This is a genomic window from Chryseobacterium sp. 7 (assembly GCF_003663845.1).
GTDB lineage: Bacteria > Bacteroidota > Bacteroidia > Flavobacteriales > Weeksellaceae > Chryseobacterium.
The window spans coordinates 4,113,061-4,128,512 of the sequence record NZ_RCCA01000001.1; the positions used below are offsets into that span (position 1 = coordinate 4,113,061).

13 protein-coding genes and 1 tRNA gene are annotated in these 15,452 nt (G+C 35.9%); 1 reads left to right on the forward strand and 13 read right to left on the reverse strand.

The window, feature by feature from the left end; all coding sequences use genetic code 11:
• Positions 1-53 precede the first annotated feature (53 nt).
• On the forward strand, positions 54-389 hold the full coding sequence (locus CLU97_RS18880; RefSeq protein WP_027375472.1) for a DUF3276 family protein: 336 nt from the start codon (positions 54-56) through the stop codon (positions 387-389).
• A 110-nt stretch (positions 390-499) separates the two neighbouring features.
• Here the strand turns inward: CLU97_RS18880 and CLU97_RS18885 are convergent, their stop codons facing one another.
• The 13 genes from CLU97_RS18885 to CLU97_RS18945 form a co-directional block, all read right to left on the reverse strand.
• Entirely contained in the window at positions 500-2,830 is a 2,331-nt protein-coding gene (locus CLU97_RS18885) for an FG-GAP repeat domain-containing protein (RefSeq protein WP_147436523.1), read from the reverse strand.
• A gap of 219 nt (positions 2,831-3,049) precedes the next feature.
• Entirely contained in the window at positions 3,050-4,720 is a 1,671-nt protein-coding gene (locus CLU97_RS18890; RefSeq protein WP_121489302.1) for a right-handed parallel beta-helix repeat-containing protein, read from the reverse strand.
• 150 nt (positions 4,721-4,870) lie between these two features.
• Positions 4,871-4,946 (reverse strand) — tRNA-His (locus CLU97_RS18895).
• Positions 4,947-4,981: 35 nt separating this feature from the next.
• Positions 4,982-5,701, reverse strand: a complete 720-nt coding sequence (bshB1, locus tag CLU97_RS18900) for a bacillithiol biosynthesis deacetylase BshB1 (RefSeq protein ID WP_121489303.1) — start codon at positions 5,699-5,701, stop codon at positions 4,982-4,984.
• An 81-nt stretch (positions 5,702-5,782) separates the two neighbouring features.
• Complete coding sequence (locus CLU97_RS18905; protein WP_121489304.1) at positions 5,783-7,435, reverse strand: tetratricopeptide repeat protein; 1,653 nt, start codon at positions 7,433-7,435, stop codon at positions 5,783-5,785.
• A gap of 91 nt (positions 7,436-7,526) precedes the next feature.
• Positions 7,527-8,399 carry a PstS family phosphate ABC transporter substrate-binding protein gene (locus CLU97_RS18910; RefSeq protein WP_121489305.1) on the reverse strand — a complete coding sequence of 291 codons (873 nt, stop codon included), beginning with the start codon at positions 8,397-8,399 and terminating at the stop codon, positions 7,527-7,529.
• The gene (locus CLU97_RS18915) at positions 8,389-8,586 is read right to left on the reverse strand and encodes a DUF308 domain-containing protein (RefSeq protein ID WP_183084614.1); all 198 of its coding nucleotides are present in this window, start codon (positions 8,584-8,586) and stop codon (positions 8,389-8,391) included. Before CLU97_RS18915 ends, CLU97_RS18910 begins: the two co-directional genes overlap by 11 nt.
• A gap of 75 nt (positions 8,587-8,661) precedes the next feature.
• A complete protein-coding gene (locus CLU97_RS18920) occupies positions 8,662-9,504 on the reverse strand; it encodes an energy transducer TonB (protein ID WP_121489306.1) in 843 nt (280 codons plus the stop codon).
• A gap of 29 nt (positions 9,505-9,533) precedes the next feature.
• Positions 9,534-10,100, reverse strand: a complete 567-nt coding sequence (locus tag CLU97_RS18925) for an ExbD/TolR family protein (protein WP_121489307.1) — start codon at positions 10,098-10,100, stop codon at positions 9,534-9,536.
• An 11-nt stretch (positions 10,101-10,111) separates the two neighbouring features.
• Positions 10,112-10,720 (reverse strand): ExbD/TolR family protein, encoded by a 609-nt coding sequence (locus CLU97_RS18930; RefSeq protein ID WP_121489308.1) that lies wholly within the window; start codon positions 10,718-10,720, stop codon positions 10,112-10,114.
• Between the two features lie 61 nt (positions 10,721-10,781).
• A complete protein-coding gene (locus CLU97_RS18935) occupies positions 10,782-11,645 on the reverse strand; it encodes a MotA/TolQ/ExbB proton channel family protein (protein WP_121489309.1) in 864 nt (287 codons plus the stop codon).
• A gap of 240 nt (positions 11,646-11,885) precedes the next feature.
• The gene (gene leuS, locus CLU97_RS18940; RefSeq protein ID WP_121489310.1) at positions 11,886-14,699 is read right to left on the reverse strand and encodes a leucine--tRNA ligase; all 2,814 of its coding nucleotides are present in this window, start codon (positions 14,697-14,699) and stop codon (positions 11,886-11,888) included.
• Positions 14,700-14,868: 169 nt separating this feature from the next.
• Positions 14,869-15,342, reverse strand: coding sequence for a lipocalin family protein (locus tag CLU97_RS18945; RefSeq protein WP_121489311.1), 474 nt, complete (start codon positions 15,340-15,342; stop codon positions 14,869-14,871).
• Between the last annotated feature and the right edge of the window lie 110 nt (positions 15,343-15,452).

The following is a 15,452-nucleotide window of genomic DNA, read 5'->3' on the forward strand; positions in this document are numbered from 1 at the left end:
ATTAAAAGAATTCTTTTATATTTGTTCTTAACAAGATTAAAAAATATCTAACAATGAGTGAATACAAGGAACGCCATGAAAATGAAATTTTCACTAAGGTGTTAAAAGCAGGGAGAAGAACTTATTTCTTTGATGTGCGCGAGACGAAAGCAGGAGATTATTATCTTACAATCACTGAGAGTAAGAAGAATTTCGGAGAGAATGGGGAAGCTACATTCGAGAAGCATAAAATTTACCTTTATAAGGAAGATTTTAAAAGTTTCCAGGAGATGTTTAATGAGTCCACAGATTTCATCATTAATGAAAAGGGTGAGGATGTAATTTCAGAAAAACATGACAAAGACTTTAAGAGCAGATCTTTCACTATTGATTCTGACGACGAAGTTTAAAAAAGAATATTTAAAAACACAAGCATCTGAAAAAGATGCTTTTTTTATGCCTTATAGTCAAAACATAAAAAAACGGGCCAAAGCCCGTTTCTATTGAATATTATAATTTCTTATTTTACAGATACTATTTCTTTAGATTCCTCTTTATTTAATGATGAAGATTTCAGGAAACTGAATAAGACTTCCGGCAACTCATTTCTACAAGGATCTGCAGTTCTGTTATTCAAGTTAATCACACTATTTGTAACATTTGCAGCAGAAAACATTACAATACCTCCATCTTTTCTAAGTGTAGCTAATTCTTCATTTTTAGTGCTTGCATCAAAATTTCCAAAACACATTACATTATTTTTGGTTTGTAAAACAGGGAACTTTTCAGCAGTAATACCCGATAAGACATTTCCGTTTAATTTAAATAGCTTATAATCCCCGTCAAAGTTTCTGTGAGCAATAATTTCAGCAGCACCATCAGCATCAATATCTCCCACAGCCAACCCTTTCCAGTCTGAAGCTGAACCCCAGTTTGTAAATTCAGTAATTTTTGTAAGAACACCACTATCACTAACACGATAAACATGGATACCATTATAGATAGCGTTATTATCATCAGCATCCACAAGCAGTACTAATTCATCTTTACCATCTTTATCAAGATCACCCGATGCCACTGCTTTGATTTTAGAACTTGCAGGCAGATTAAGGGTATTTAAATACACTGACTGCATATCTGTTCCAACAAATTTGCTCACTCTAGCCTCTTTATTAAAGTTTCTTACGGTAATAACATCATCTTTTCCGCCACTGATAAAGTTTCCAGCAACAACACCTGCCCACTCTGACTGAGCTCCCCATCCTGTATATCTGGTATGCTCCACAATGTTTCCGTTTTCAATTTTCAAAACGTAAATACCATTTTCAGATGCATCTGCATGATCATTTAAAGCTATAATTTCACTTTTACTATCTCCAAAGAAATCACCTGCGGCCAATCCTTTCCAGTTGTTTGAACCCCCGTATACTTTGGCAGTAGTAACTTGTTGAAAACCTCTGTCATGCGGTTCCAGAATCTGCATCAACCCATCAAAATTTCTTATTACCACAAATTCTTCGTCGCTATCTCCATCAAAATTACCGTTTGCAATACCTCTCCAATCAGAATCTTCTCCATACTCATGATCTGTATTGACAGGTACAACTAAGTTTTCAAAATTTGATAAAAGCGCCCATGTGATAGAAGAATCAAATACCGTTATGTTACTATAATAATTTTTGGCAGCCTGTAAATCAGAAACGATCTGATATAATGTTTTATCATCGTATTGAGATAAATACAGCCATAAATAAGCTGTATAAGTTCCGTATCTTGGAGTCACAGTAGGATCAGAAGTATTAACATTATACTTGATATTCCAATTCTCACCATTATAATTAACCCCATTTTTTATATGTAAAGGAGAGATATAAATATCTTTTGTCAACGTTTTGGTATATGCATTTATATCCGTAGTGGTATAAATAAGGCTTCCATTGATTGAAATACCATACTTATTACATTCATAAGGAAAAGCTGCTGTCAAGTCTGCATGGGAAATATCTTCACGTAAATCATCGTGTTTCCAATAGGTCCAGACATTTGACCCCAAAGTAGAATTAAGCTGAGTATTTGATTTTATAAAATTAGCAATTTTATTGAGCTGGGTAAGATAATTATTGTCACTCGTTGCTCTATACATCTGTACCAGCACTCTTCCTACTGAACTTTGCATATTAAATGGCAAAATTTCTCCTGGATAAGCTATTGGCGGATTATTATCATTTCGTTCTTTATAATACCCTATAGTAGTAGATCCTGGTTCTGTATACCACTGGTCTGCATGATAAGCAAGTGTTTCTTTTATTTTCTGGATAAGGTCATTAGCAATTGTAATATAGTTTTGACCTGCATAACGACCTGTTGGTGAATCATATGTTAAATTTTGAATAGCAGTATTATTTTTAACTATTGCGGCAAACTTAGCCATAGGATAGGTAATATTAGCACTATGCACCAAATGAGAATAAGGTAAACCTGTTGTATCCGTTGATGCATTGTAATGATTAGTAGACCAGGCAGCCCCAGAAACATGGCGGTAATCATAAATTATCGGATATCCCAGCGTCGGATTTCTCAGGTCATCTCTTCTGTCAATAGTATTTCCGATGCACTTAATTAAAGTTTCTGCATACTTCTTTTCAAGTGTTTTTTCATACATTAAAACCAATGCTTCCATATGAGCAGGTACACCCCAGGCAAACTCAAGCTGATCGGGGCTTGTTGAATTACCATCCCATTGGTCAAGGCCTCTGGTATCAAAAAGACGTTTATAATAAGATTGGGAACCTGATTGTGAATAGGATTTTATTGCCAAAAAGGCAATAAGAATGGTAAAGAGTTTTTTCATGTTAATAGCTTTGATTAAGATAATTTTGATGAGATTTTTTCTCACGATACTGGTTAAACAAATATAAAAGTTTTAATCACCAAACATAGAATTTATTTAAAGATCTTTTAAATTACACTTTGTAAGCTGAGGGAAGAGTTTATAAATACAGGAATGGAAAACATAAAAAAGCCTTTCAAATTTTGAAAGGCTAACAATACGGTAACATATATCCGTAACTTATTTCTTTATAAATTTTTCTGTAATAATTTTATTTTCCGTCACTACATTGAGAATATATGTCCCTGGCAGGAATACTGAAATCTCAACCTTCGATTCTTTAGTGCTTTTTATAAGTTGTCCGGATATATTAAAGACTTCAGCCTTCAAAATTTTATCATTGGTCTGTATATTCAAAACATCTTTAGCTGGATTAGGATAAATTCTAAACTGGTCAATTTTTAATTCTTTAATACCCAGATTACCCATCAATTCATAGGCTCCTACGTCAGGATTACCCAAGCGAGTCATTCCTGTTATATCATCGGTTGGTGCATCCGTCAATTGTCCGTAATTGATGGCGACACTATTGGGCAATAATGACAATCCATCATCTGAAGTTCTTAAAATACCGTCTGCCCCAAAAACATTGGCTGCATCTTTAAAGCCCGGATTAGTCTGGAATATATTATTTGGATAGCCATACAAAGAATTTTGGTTTGCTGAGGTATAAAAACCGGAGGGTAATTGGAATATATTGTTGTAGAAATAATTCTCAGCCGGCCAGTCATCATGATTTTTATAATCTGCTCCGGGCTGGCTATCTGTGCCATTAATATTGCCCCAAAATATATTATTTTTCACGAAATTGTTTCCTAAATAAGTAAAAAATCCACCTCCTCTCGTTCCTGTGTTTTTGTAAATGGTATTATTAATGACTTTATTTTGTCCATAATAAAGAAAAATCCCTCCTCCCATATAGTTTGAAGTATTTTCGTAAAGCACATTATTCAAAATGATATTTGAACCTTTCTCCGTATAAATTCCACCACCACCGTAATAATAAGTATCAATCTGGCTAATTCCTCCTTTATTTTTATCGATAATATTTTTACTGATAATATTGTCTACTCCCAAAACGGCATATATACCTCCCCCGTCGCCAGTAGCAATGTTATCATGAATATAGTTATTGGTAATGGTATTTGTTCCCTTAAAGACACTCACGCCTCCTCCATCATAATGCGCTTTATTATTATAGATTTCATTGTCAGAAATAATATTATTGCCAGTTGAAGTATAGATCCCTCCGCCTGAATAGCCACTGTTCATATAAATCTTATTATTGGAAATAATATTGTTCCCATTAATAAAATAAATTGCCGGGCCTGCCAGCCTTGAAGCAACATTTCCGTTTACATTGTTATTGACAGTACCCATTGCAAAACCATTGGCAATAGAAAAACCATCTAATTTTACACCAATTGCACTGGTACTGTTTCCGGAAAACAGTACAACATGATAACAATTATCATTGACTGTTCCTAAAACACCTAAATCACCACTCAGGAGCGTTATATTACTGCTTGTGTCTCGGTCCGTTAATGATGTTTCTGTTCCACTGAAACCACCATATACAGAAATACCATCTTTCAGATAAAATGTTTTATCCCGACTATCTGAAGGAAAAGTATTTCCAAAAGGATCTCTGGTAGGAAAATAAGTTCCACTGGCTACCCAAATTTCATCTCCAATCTGGCTGCTGTTTATTACTGCCTGTAAATCATTACTTGCAGTAGACCATGAAGTATAAGGTGCACTACCACTGTTAGAATTAGCATTTACATACCTTACCGCTGAAGAAACTACTATAGAATTAAATAAAAAAAGTAAAAAGTATATATTTTTCATTCCCTGATTATGTTCATAATTATCATGCAAATATACTTTTTCTAGGACAGTATAAAAAAAATAGCACACTAAAAAGTGGCATATTAATTTAATTGGGTTCTTTTGGGAACAAAAAAAAACACATTTTCAAAAAGAAAATGTGTTAATTTAGGGTGAATGAGGGGTCTCGAACCCCCGACCTTCGGAACCACAATCCGACGCTCTAACCAACTGAGCTACAATCACCGTTTTGTGAGTGCAAATATAGAACATTTTCCTCAACTACCAAACAATTCCATCAAAATTTTTCAAAGAAATTAACTTTTCAGACGTAAATCCCTCAGCGTAAGTAACTCCCGATAATCTCCCTAAATCTTGAGCACGGTACGTTAAGCTCTCGTAAAAGTCTTTTGTCGTAATCGGAGTTTCAGGTTCCTTAGAAGTAGGGTCATAAAACTGGGTCTTATAAGCCATACAAGCCTCAAGTTTTGTATTAAGATGCTCCGAGATATCAATTACAAATTCCGGTTTGATATCTTTCCATTGAATATAATGGAAAACGTGCTTCGGTCTCCATACTTCCTGGGTCTCTCCTTCCAATACGGTCTCAATTTTTCTTAACCCGGACAAAAAGCATGCATCAGACACTAATTTCGCTCCTTTTGCATGATCCGGATGTCTATCATCAATTGCATTGGCTAAGACGATTTCCGGGCGGTATTTGCGAATCATTTTTACGATCCTCAATTGGTATTCTTCGGAATTCACAAGAAAGCCATCTTTCATTCCCAGGTTTTCTCTTGCGGAGAGTCCTAAAATTTTAGCTGCGTCTGCAGCTTCAGCTTTTCTGGTTTCATCTGTACCTCTTGTTCCGAGTTCTCCTCTTGTAAGATCTACCACTACACATTTTTTACCCTCTGAAACCATTTTAGCAATAGTTCCTCCACAACCCAGCTCTACATCATCCGGGTGTGCTCCAAAAGCAAGTATATCAGTTTTCATATAATCAAAGATAAGTGTAAAATAAAAACTTCCCAAACATTACGAATGGGAAGTTTTAATATCTATAATTTAAATTTTAAATTATTTATTGATCTCTGCGTTTAATTTTACAGCGTCCTGATAAGTAGGATCCAACTGTAAAGATTTAGCTACATAATCCTTTGCTTTAGCTGCATCAGAATCTTTGCTCATATAAGCAACTGCAAAGTAAGCATAGGCAAGAGTCTGTTTGTTAGCTTCCTGATCAGCAGGTTTTACTGTACTGATGAACTTCTCATAAGCAATTTTTGCTGCATCATTATTTCCTGCCTGTTGGTAAGAATACCCCTGGCTGTAATACGCCGGAGCCCAATCAGGAAGTAATGTTGACATTTTTTGCCATGTAAGAATAGCTCCGTTCCAGTTTTTAATATCCTGGTAAGCCGTAGCTAATTTAAATAATGAATCAGAATCCTGGCTGTTAGCCGCAACTTTCTGTTTTAATGCTTCAATGGTAGGGTTAGTAGGTCCTTTGTCAACTTCTGACTGAGATACTCCACCACCTCCAGCGATGTTAGCTAATTCAAGATCCCACTTCATAGTCTCATCTTTAGCAGCTTTTGCAATACCTACTTTTTGCTGAGCTTCAGCCATTAAAGCAGACTTTTTAGCAGCATCTTTTTCATCTTTAGCTAAACCAGCAGCAATAAGTCCCTGTAAACCTTGGTCAGCAGGTAATACTCTTGTTTTCTCAGCCTGAGAAACGAAAGTATCCATATTTTGCTTAGCATCAGCATAATTTTTATCTGCATATGCGTTATAAGCTCTTAATTTGAACTTAATAGGATCATCAATTTTATCAAAGATTTTATCTAATACTGCTTTAGAGTTTACATAATCTTCGTTAGTGAAGTATAATTTTGCAATTTCTAACTGAGTGTACGGATCCTCATCAGCATATTTTGTATAGTTGATAAGGTCTTGAGTTGCTTTTGCATTCTGCTGATATCTAATATCATAACCAGCCAATGCTTTATATGCAGGGGCATAAGTAGTATCTACACCAATAGCTTTATCAATGTTTTGCTTAGCTTGCTGCCACTGTTGTGCTGCCATCCATAAAGTTGCCATTCTTGTGTAAACGGAAGCTTTATTTTTAGCAGTAGGTAATGCTTTATCATAAGCAGACATAGCCTCTCCCGGCATTCTTTTTAATCTGTAAGCATCTCCTAATGTATAATAGTAATGTGCAGGAACACCTTTTTTCTCAGCTTTCTCAATAGCTTTAGTCAAAAACTGGATCGCAAGATCTGGTGAACTGTTTTTTTCAAATAAAGTTAAAGCTTCTGCAGCTCTGAACAGAACTTCAGCATCTTTTTCTTTGGAATCAGTTACTACTTTCTGGATTTCAGCGACAGCATTTTTATCACCTTTACCTAATTTAACAGCAGCTAAACCGATTTTGTTAAGATAGCTTTTTGCATCAGCAGCTAATCCTTTGTTGAAACTTTCTGTAGCCTTAGCATAATCTGGTTCTCCTTGTTTTAAGAAAGTATTTCCTAAATAGAAGTAGTTGTCAGCAGTAGGCTCTTTAGCGATCATTGCAGTGAAATTCGTTTTTGCCTGAGCAAATTTATCACTATCTATACTGTTAATACCATCCTGCAGTGTTTGTGCAGAGGCAAAACCGGTAAAAAATACCACGGCTGCTCCAAAAGCAATCTTCTTTACATTCATATTCATTATATCTTTCATTTTATATTTTCTAATAATTGAGTTTTATTCTACACAATTTTCAGACCAAATCAAAATTTTTAATAAGGATAAATTGTGAATTTAATATTTTTTAACGCATCTGCACCTCTCTCTTGTAAATGTTATAAGGTTGCAGCCCCTCTTTCTGCACAATTTTCTGTCCCAAATGAGTACATGAAAATCTTATAAATCCATTGGCAATATTAAAATTACCTTCGTTAATAAGAAAATAAAGTACTCTTGTAAATGGATATTCCATTGTGCGAAGCCCCTCAAAATCCGGATTGTACAATTTCCCTTTATTTACAACAGGGAGAACTTTAACCATATCTCTTAATTTCTCTGAAGTTTTATCATAAGGACGGCTAAAAGTATTGAGCCCTACAACCCCTATTTTATTGGGATATTTCCCTAATTCCTCTATGATCTTCTGATTTCCCGGAATAATGGAAAACTGAAGGTCTTTTGGTTGTTTTTTAAATTTTTCAGCAACAAAATTCAGATTACTAGAGTTGGTACCGTCAAAAATAAATTCTTTTTTATCAGACATCAGTCCAGCATTGATCTCTTCCATGGAAATGCTTTCTTTAGGAGAGTCCTTAGGCACTACAAAAACTACTGCATCTGCAGCAAATTTAGAAGGAAGAAACTTTAAATCTGTTCTTTCCTCATATGTTTTTATTTCTTCAGGAGTAAGATTTCTGGACATTACCACTGCTTTAGCGCTTCCTTTAAGAAGATCCAGAAGTCCTAAGTCTTCTTTTTGGGTTTGTACTTTAATGTGGGTGTCAGGGTAATTGATCATATAGCCGTCAGCTAATGCTTCTGTAACGCTTTGGAAGGACTCGTCAGTAAAAATGGTAAGATCACCTTTGTGATATGAAGGAGCGTTTTTCTCCTTTTTGCAGCCTGCAAGCATTATACTCAAAACAAAAATTACTGCAAGCTTAAAACTATTCTTCATTTCTCGATTTTTTGATTCTGGAGATTGCCCTGTAAATTCTGAAAATACCATAAATAATCAATACCACACCCAGTGCATAGGCAATAGCAGGTTCTAAAATAGTAAAGAAGAATTTGTAGACAATCACTACAATTCCTAAAACGATATAAAACAATCCCGTAACCAGGGATAACCAATTGAACATCATGTAACAAAAATACCAAAAAAAATAAAAAGAGAAGCATATGCTTCTCTTTTTATTTATATTTTGAACAAATAAATCTTATTCAAAGTTCATCGTAAATGGAACACTATAGTAAGATCTAACGCTCTCCCCGTTTCTTTTCGCAGGAGTCCATTTTTTAAGTTTCTTAACTACACGTATAGCTTCATTGTTGAAGTCGCCATTTGGAGATTTCTCCTCAATAGTAACTGCAGAAACTGTTCCGTCTTTTTCTACAACGAACTTAAGCTTAGCTTTAAGTGTACCTTCACCTCCTTCCATTAGAGAAGTATCGAAGTTATCTCCCAAGAACTTTCTTAATGCCCCCATACCTCCAGGATATTCTGCAGACTGGTCAACATCTTTATAGATCTCGTTCGGGTTATTCGCTTTTACTTCTACAGTACTAGCTTTAGTACCTGTAGATGGTGGTGGTGGCGGTGGCGTATAAGCCGGAGCCTTTACCCCCTCCTGATTCTGCAAACCAGTTGTGGTTTCCAACTGCTTAGAAATTGGTGGTGGTGGAGTTTCAATTTTCGGAGCTTTTACAGGCTCAGGAACTACGTTCTGAATCACCTCAATTTTTTCCTCCTCTTTTGGTGGTGGCGGTGGTGGCGGTGGTTCTTCTTCTTTAGGCTGCTCGATAATCGGATCTTCTTCGATAATATCTACTAGATCAGCCTTTACTTCTTGCTTAGGCGGAGCTGTAAGATTTTTAATCGTAAGATAGATGAACGGAGACAAAGCTGCCAAAAGGAATAAAGCTGTTCCGATGATAAAAGACTTTGTTAAAAGTCTCGGATACTGATGTCTAAGATCATAGGCACCATATTCCTTGTTTCTATTTTCAAATACGATCTCATCTAAAGTAAGATTCTGACCGTATACATTTTCATCTGCCATAGATTAGATATAACAATTTTATGGTTAAATTACTTTGTAGCAGCCGGTGCAGCAGCACCTCCTACTTTTTTCTCATAAACAGCTTTTTCCCAAGGCTTAACGTCAGTAACACCGTACTGCTCACTTTTGGTAATTGCCATTTCATCAAGAATATCAACAAAGTTCTTATATACAGCATCATCAGTTGGCTTAATAATCACAGTAAATTTACTTTGATCTGCAGCTCTAGATTTTGCCTGCTGAATTACTTTTCTAATTCCTTCTCTATCAAGGGTAGTTTCCATAAGAGTTTGGTCATTCAATGATGTAGCATCTTGTTGGTGCCAAAAAACTCTATTGTTTTTTCCTAATAAGATAGAAATTGAGTTTGAAAGTTTAATTTCTGTTGGAGGTGGTTTTTTTGTTTCATCTTTCGGTTTAGCCGGAAGACCCAAATCCATAACATTCGGTTTACTAAATGTAGTTGTGAACATAAAGAAGGTAATCAATAGAAAACCCAAGTCCACCATCGGAGTCATATCGACTCTGGTGTTCTGCTTCTTGGAACGGACCTTGCCGCCCTTGCCGCCTTTTTCTTGTACTTGTACTTCTGCCATTTCTATCGATATTATTCGTTAGGTTTACCTTCTTGTGATGTAATCAACCAAAATTTAAGAAAATCAATATCTCTTAAACCTTCAAATAGGCTTTTAACTTTAGGGTACTGAGTTGTAACGTCACCTTTGATGGCTAACTTGTAGTCAGGGTTAACGCTTAAACTTTCTTTTACCCAGTCAATTAATTGCTTATTTGTACTGTCCATAGGAATACCTGTAGGACTCTTATAATTTTTCTGCTCATCTGCAGGCATATCCAAATAACCTTTAAGCTGGTTCATTGGAACTCCAATTGCCTGAACTTTCTGGAAAGCAGCTTTTTGGTTGTTGTCAAAAGTAATACCATACTTTTGTCCCATTTTATCCAAAAGAGCTATTCTTTCTGATGCATTTTCTACCGGCTGGAAATAGAATTTTCCGTCCGGAGTAGCGTTGATAGTCATTAAACTAGCATCAGGAAGTAATTTTTCCGAAATTGAAGATGGCGGTTTAATCTGCTCCACATCAGGTTTTTTAAACTGAGTGGTCAAGATAAAGAACGTAAGAAGTAGGAACGCAACGTCACACATTGCGGTCATGTCCGTTACGACTCCATGTCTTTTAGGTTTGACTCTCGCCATTATTATAAAATATTTTTAATTAAACTTCTTTTAATTGCTAATGCAAATATCTTGCTAATTCTTAGTTGAATTCAGCGAAAGATTGTTGGATACTCATAGAGATCTCGTCGATCTTGTAAGTTAATCCATCAATTTTAGATGTAAAGAAGTTATAAAGGATAATAGCGATTGCTGAAGTACCAATACCTAATGCCGTGTTGATCAAGGCTTCAGAGATACCTGTAGATAGAGCAGCAGCATCTGGAGTACCACCTCCTGAACCTAATGCGAAGAATGCCTTGATCATCCCGATTACTGTTCCAAGTAGTGCGATTAGCGTTGCAACTGTACCTAGAGTAGAAAGGATCATCATGTTTTTCTCAAGCATTGGCATCTCAAGAGTAGTAGCTTCTTCGATAGCTTTGTTAAGCGCTACCATTTTCTGCTCCTTATTTAGTGTGTTATCGTGAGAAAGTGCTTTGTAAGTAGTAAGACCTTCTTTCACTACATTACCTACAGAACCTTGTTGTCTGTCACACTCTTCGATAGCTTCGTCAATTTTGTTTTGGTTAAGTAAGCTTCTTACCTGTACAACGAAGTTGTCTAAGTTTCCTTTTCCAGCTGCTTTACCAAGAACGAAATATCTTTCAAAAGAGAAAACGATTACAGTAATCATGAAAGTAATCAAGATTGGTACGATAACCCCTCCTTTGTAGATAATACCTAAGAACGATTCTGGGTGAATGTCTTTTCCTTCAACACTTGAAAAAGCTACAGAACCACTTCCTAGTTTGTCTGCATCTTTAAAGTTTCCTGGGCTACCAAGAACGAATAAATAAATACATACTCCTATAATAAATAGAATAGGAATAATAACAGCTGGATTTAAACCTCCTGCCTTTCTAGCAACTACTTGCTCATCATTTTTTGAAACATTCATTTCCATATTTAACTAAATTATATTGTTTTAAAATTTTACAGGGTGTAAATTAAAGGCAAAATTAATTAAAATGCAAGAGTCTTAATTAAACATTTTGCTTTTTTTTGATAAAGAAATTTTAATACGATTTCGAAATAATAATTATTTTAAATTATTTTATTTATTTTTTCCAAATTTAACATTTCAGTTAAAAAATCAAAAAAATAAGACACCCATTTTTTTTAATTTCCCAATGTTAATTTTTTTTTAAATTACGATATTCACAATACGGTGAGGGACTACAATGATTTTTTTAGGGGTTTTACCTTCCAAAATCTGTTGCATTTTCTCGTTAGAAATCACCAAATCTTCTACTTCCTTAGCAGATAATTGAGCAGAAAGTGAAATTTTGAACTTCATTCTACCATTTACGCTTACCGGATACTCAATTTCGTCTTCTACCAGATAATCTTCATTCAGTTCCGGGAATTTTTCAAATTCGATAGATGTACCGTGTCCCAGTAAATTCCACAGTTCTTCACAGATGTGAGGAGCATACGGAGAGATGATAACGGCAAGCGGTTCTAAAATATTGCGTTTGTTGCATTTTATTTTCTGCAGCTCATTCACCGCAATCATAAATGATGATACGGAGGTATTGAAAGAGAAATTTTCAATATCATATACTACCTTCTTTATTAAGGTATGTAAAACTTTGTATTCTGCTTTTGTAGGTTCTTCCTCCGAAACTTCAAATACGTCTCCGTTGAAATACAGATTCCAGAATTTTTTAAGGAAACCATATACTCCGCTTAGTCCTTGGGTATTCCAAGGCTTGGATTGTTCTAACGGCCCTAAGAACATTTCATATAATCTTAATCCGTCTGCTCCGTACTCTTCGCAGATGTCATCAGGATTTACTACGTTATATTTTGACTTGGACATTTTTTCTACTTCACGGTCTGTGATGTATTTTCCGTCTTCCAGAATAAATTCTGCCTCTGCATAATCCGGTCTCCACGCTTTGAAGGCTTCTGTATCCAATTCATCAGACGTTCCTTTTAATAAGGATACATCTACGTGGATCTGCTGAGTCTGGTAATCTTTAGCTAAGTTTTTAGATACATATTGATTAGTACCGTCAATTCTGTATACAAATGCACTCATCCCTAAGATCATCCCCTGGTTGATCAATTTCTGGAACGGTTCATCATGACTGATATATCCTCTGTCTTTTAAGAACATGTTCCAGAAACGGGAATACAATAAGTGACCGGTTGCGTGTTCGCTTCCTCCTATATATAGGTCTACCTGTCCCCAGTAATCTGCCAAATCTTTTTTAACAAAAGTTTCTTCATCATTAGGATCCATATATCTAAGGAAGTACCATGAGCTTCCTGCCCAACCCGGCATTGTAGATAATTCTAACGGGAAAATTGTTTTATCATCAATAAGGTCTGTAGCTACTACTTTCTGGTTAGCTTCATCCCAAGCAAATTCTCTTGCGTTTCCTAAAGGTGGATCTCCGTCTTCTGTTGGTAAATATTTTTCAACTTCAGGAAGTTCCAAAGGTAAAGCAGAAGTCGGCAATGTGTAAGGCATTCCATCCTTATAATATATAGGAACGGGTTCTCCCCAATAACGCTGTCTTGAGAAAATAGCATCACGCTGTCTGTAGTTGGTAGTTCCATGACCGATACCTTTAGTTTCGATCTCTGAAATCATTTTTGCTTTCGCTTCATTATAATGTAATCCGTTTAGGAAATCTGAGTTTACACAAACGGAATCTTTAGAATCAAAAGATTTTTCCTGAACGTCTTCTTCAGTTTCTACCACTTTTTTGATTTCAAGATTAAATTTCTTCGCAAATCTGTGGTCACGCTCATCGTGTGCCGGAACTGCCATTACAGCCCCTGTTCCATATCCCATCAATACATAGTCTGAAATATAGATCGGCATTTTTTCATTGCTGAAAGGATTAACTGCATAACTTCCGGTGAAAGCTCCGCTCACGTTCTTCACGTCAGACATTCTGTCTCTCTCCGTTTTTTTGGAAGTTTCTTCAATATAAGTATCTACTTCTGCTTTTTGAGCATCTGTAGTAATAGTTTCCACTAATGGATTTTCCGGAGCCAGTACCATAAAAGTAGCTCCAAAGATGGTATCAGGTCTTGTGGTGAATACCTCAACGGTTTCATCATGCCCTTCTACTTTAAACTGAACCTGTGCTCCCTGAGATTTCCCGATCCAGTATTCCTGGGAATCTTTCAACGGCTGCGGCCAGTCTAAAGTATTTAATCCCTGTAATAATCTTTCAGAGTAGGCAGAAATTCTCATGCTCCACTGCATCATTTTCTTTTGGAATACAGGGAACCCTCCTCTTTCGGATTTTCCATCCTTCACCTCATCATTAGCCAATACGGTTCCTAATGCCGGACACCAGTTTACGGTTGTTTCTGCTCTGTAAGCAAGACGGTAATTTAAAAGGATGTCTTCTTTATCGAGATCGGAAGCAACTTTCCATTCTTCTGCTGTGAAATTTAATTCGTCATTTTGATTGGCATTTAATCCTTCTGTCCCTTTTTCTTCAAAATGCTGGATTAATGAATCAATAGATTCTGCCTTGTCGGTATTTTTATTATACCAGGAGTGGTACAACTGGATAAAAATCCATTGCGTCCATTTATAATAGGAAGCGTCTGAAGTTCTTACTTCTCTGCTCCAGTCGAATGAAAATCCGATTTTTTTCAGCTGCTCTTCGTATCTGTTGATATTCTGTTCTGTAGTAACGGCTGGATGCTGCCCTGTCTGGATCGCATATTGCTCAGCAGGAAGTCCAAAGCTGTCATATCCTACCGGGTGGAGTACATTAAACCCCTGGTGTCTTTTGTATCTCGCATAGATATCTGACGCAATATATCCCAGCGGGTGACCTACGTGAAGTCCTGCTCCTGATGGATACGGAAACATATCGAGTACATAAAACTTAGGTTTGTCTGTGTTATTAGAGGTTTTATAGGTTTGATTTTCCTCCCAGTATTTCTGCCACTTTTTTTCTATCTGCTGATGATCGTAAAACACTTTATATATCTGTTATATGTTAGACTGAATTATTTATCTTTTTGACAAGATTCACAAAATTAATGATTTTAAAGTAAATAGAAATTTAATTTATGATGAATTGCCATTCTCCTCAACAAAAAAATCTCATCCGGGGATGAGATCTATTTTTATGTCCTGAAGTATATTATTATTGCGGAACTCTTTTGAAAGTATAAGTTCTTGTCTGGAATATAGTAGGATCCTGAGTCTCTTCCCTTACTGCAAGGTTGAGCGTTGTATTATCCAGCGTAATCACCTTTGCATTCTGAGGTTCTACTACTCCCTGAATTTTCATCTGAACGGATTTTGCATCCTTATCATAGGTATAATTGAATTTTATATCAGAAAGAATAGCACACTGTCCAGGTGTAGCAGTATCTCCCCAGTTCGTTTTTCCACCTTTGGAATCAACGCTGAACCACCATCTGGTCTGCTTCTGACAGTCCGTATAGGTAATCGTGTTAGAAACCGGATCTTCACCAGTCTCAACAGTAGTAACCACTTCTTTCAATGGTTGCCAGGTCCCAACTAGAGGAGCTTCAAGAACAGTATCATTGCTATCACTACATCCTGTAGCGGCAAACAATGACAAACCTGCAAATAGTAATGCTAATTTCTTCATAGATCAATTTTTTCAAGCGCTAAAATTATAATTTTTTTGATTTATATTACTATTTTTTATGAAAAATTATTTCATCTTCCTTTATTTCTATATATTTAAAAACTTGAAGA

Coding starts and splice junctions, on each gene's coding strand:
- CLU97_RS18880 (WP_027375472.1), top strand. CDS start 54: ATGAGTGAATACAAGGAACGCCATGAAAATGAAATTTTCACTAAGGTG.
- CLU97_RS18935 (WP_121489309.1), bottom strand. CDS start 11,645: ATGGAAATGAATGTTTCAAAAAATGATGAGCAAGTAGTTGCTAGAAAG.
- CLU97_RS18930 (WP_121489308.1), bottom strand. CDS start 10,720: ATGGCGAGAGTCAAACCTAAAAGACATGGAGTCGTAACGGACATGACC.
- CLU97_RS18945 (WP_121489311.1), bottom strand. CDS start 15,342: ATGAAGAAATTAGCATTACTATTTGCAGGTTTGTCATTGTTTGCCGCT.
- CLU97_RS18910 (WP_121489305.1), bottom strand. CDS start 8,399: ATGAAGAATAGTTTTAAGCTTGCAGTAATTTTTGTTTTGAGTATAATG.
- CLU97_RS18920 (WP_121489306.1), bottom strand. CDS start 9,504: ATGGCAGATGAAAATGTATACGGTCAGAATCTTACTTTAGATGAGATC.
- CLU97_RS18925 (WP_121489307.1), bottom strand. CDS start 10,100: ATGGCAGAAGTACAAGTACAAGAAAAAGGCGGCAAGGGCGGCAAGGTC.
- CLU97_RS18885 (WP_147436523.1), bottom strand. CDS start 2,830: ATGAAAAAACTCTTTACCATTCTTATTGCCTTTTTGGCAATAAAATCC.
- CLU97_RS18915 (WP_183084614.1), bottom strand. CDS start 8,586: ATGATGTTCAATTGGTTATCCCTGGTTACGGGATTGTTTTATATCGTT.
- CLU97_RS18890 (WP_121489302.1), bottom strand. CDS start 4,720: ATGAAAAATATATACTTTTTACTTTTTTTATTTAATTCTATAGTAGTT.
- bshB1 (WP_121489303.1), bottom strand. CDS start 5,701: ATGAAAACTGATATACTTGCTTTTGGAGCACACCCGGATGATGTAGAG.
- CLU97_RS18905 (WP_121489304.1), bottom strand. CDS start 7,435: ATGAAAGATATAATGAATATGAATGTAAAGAAGATTGCTTTTGGAGCA.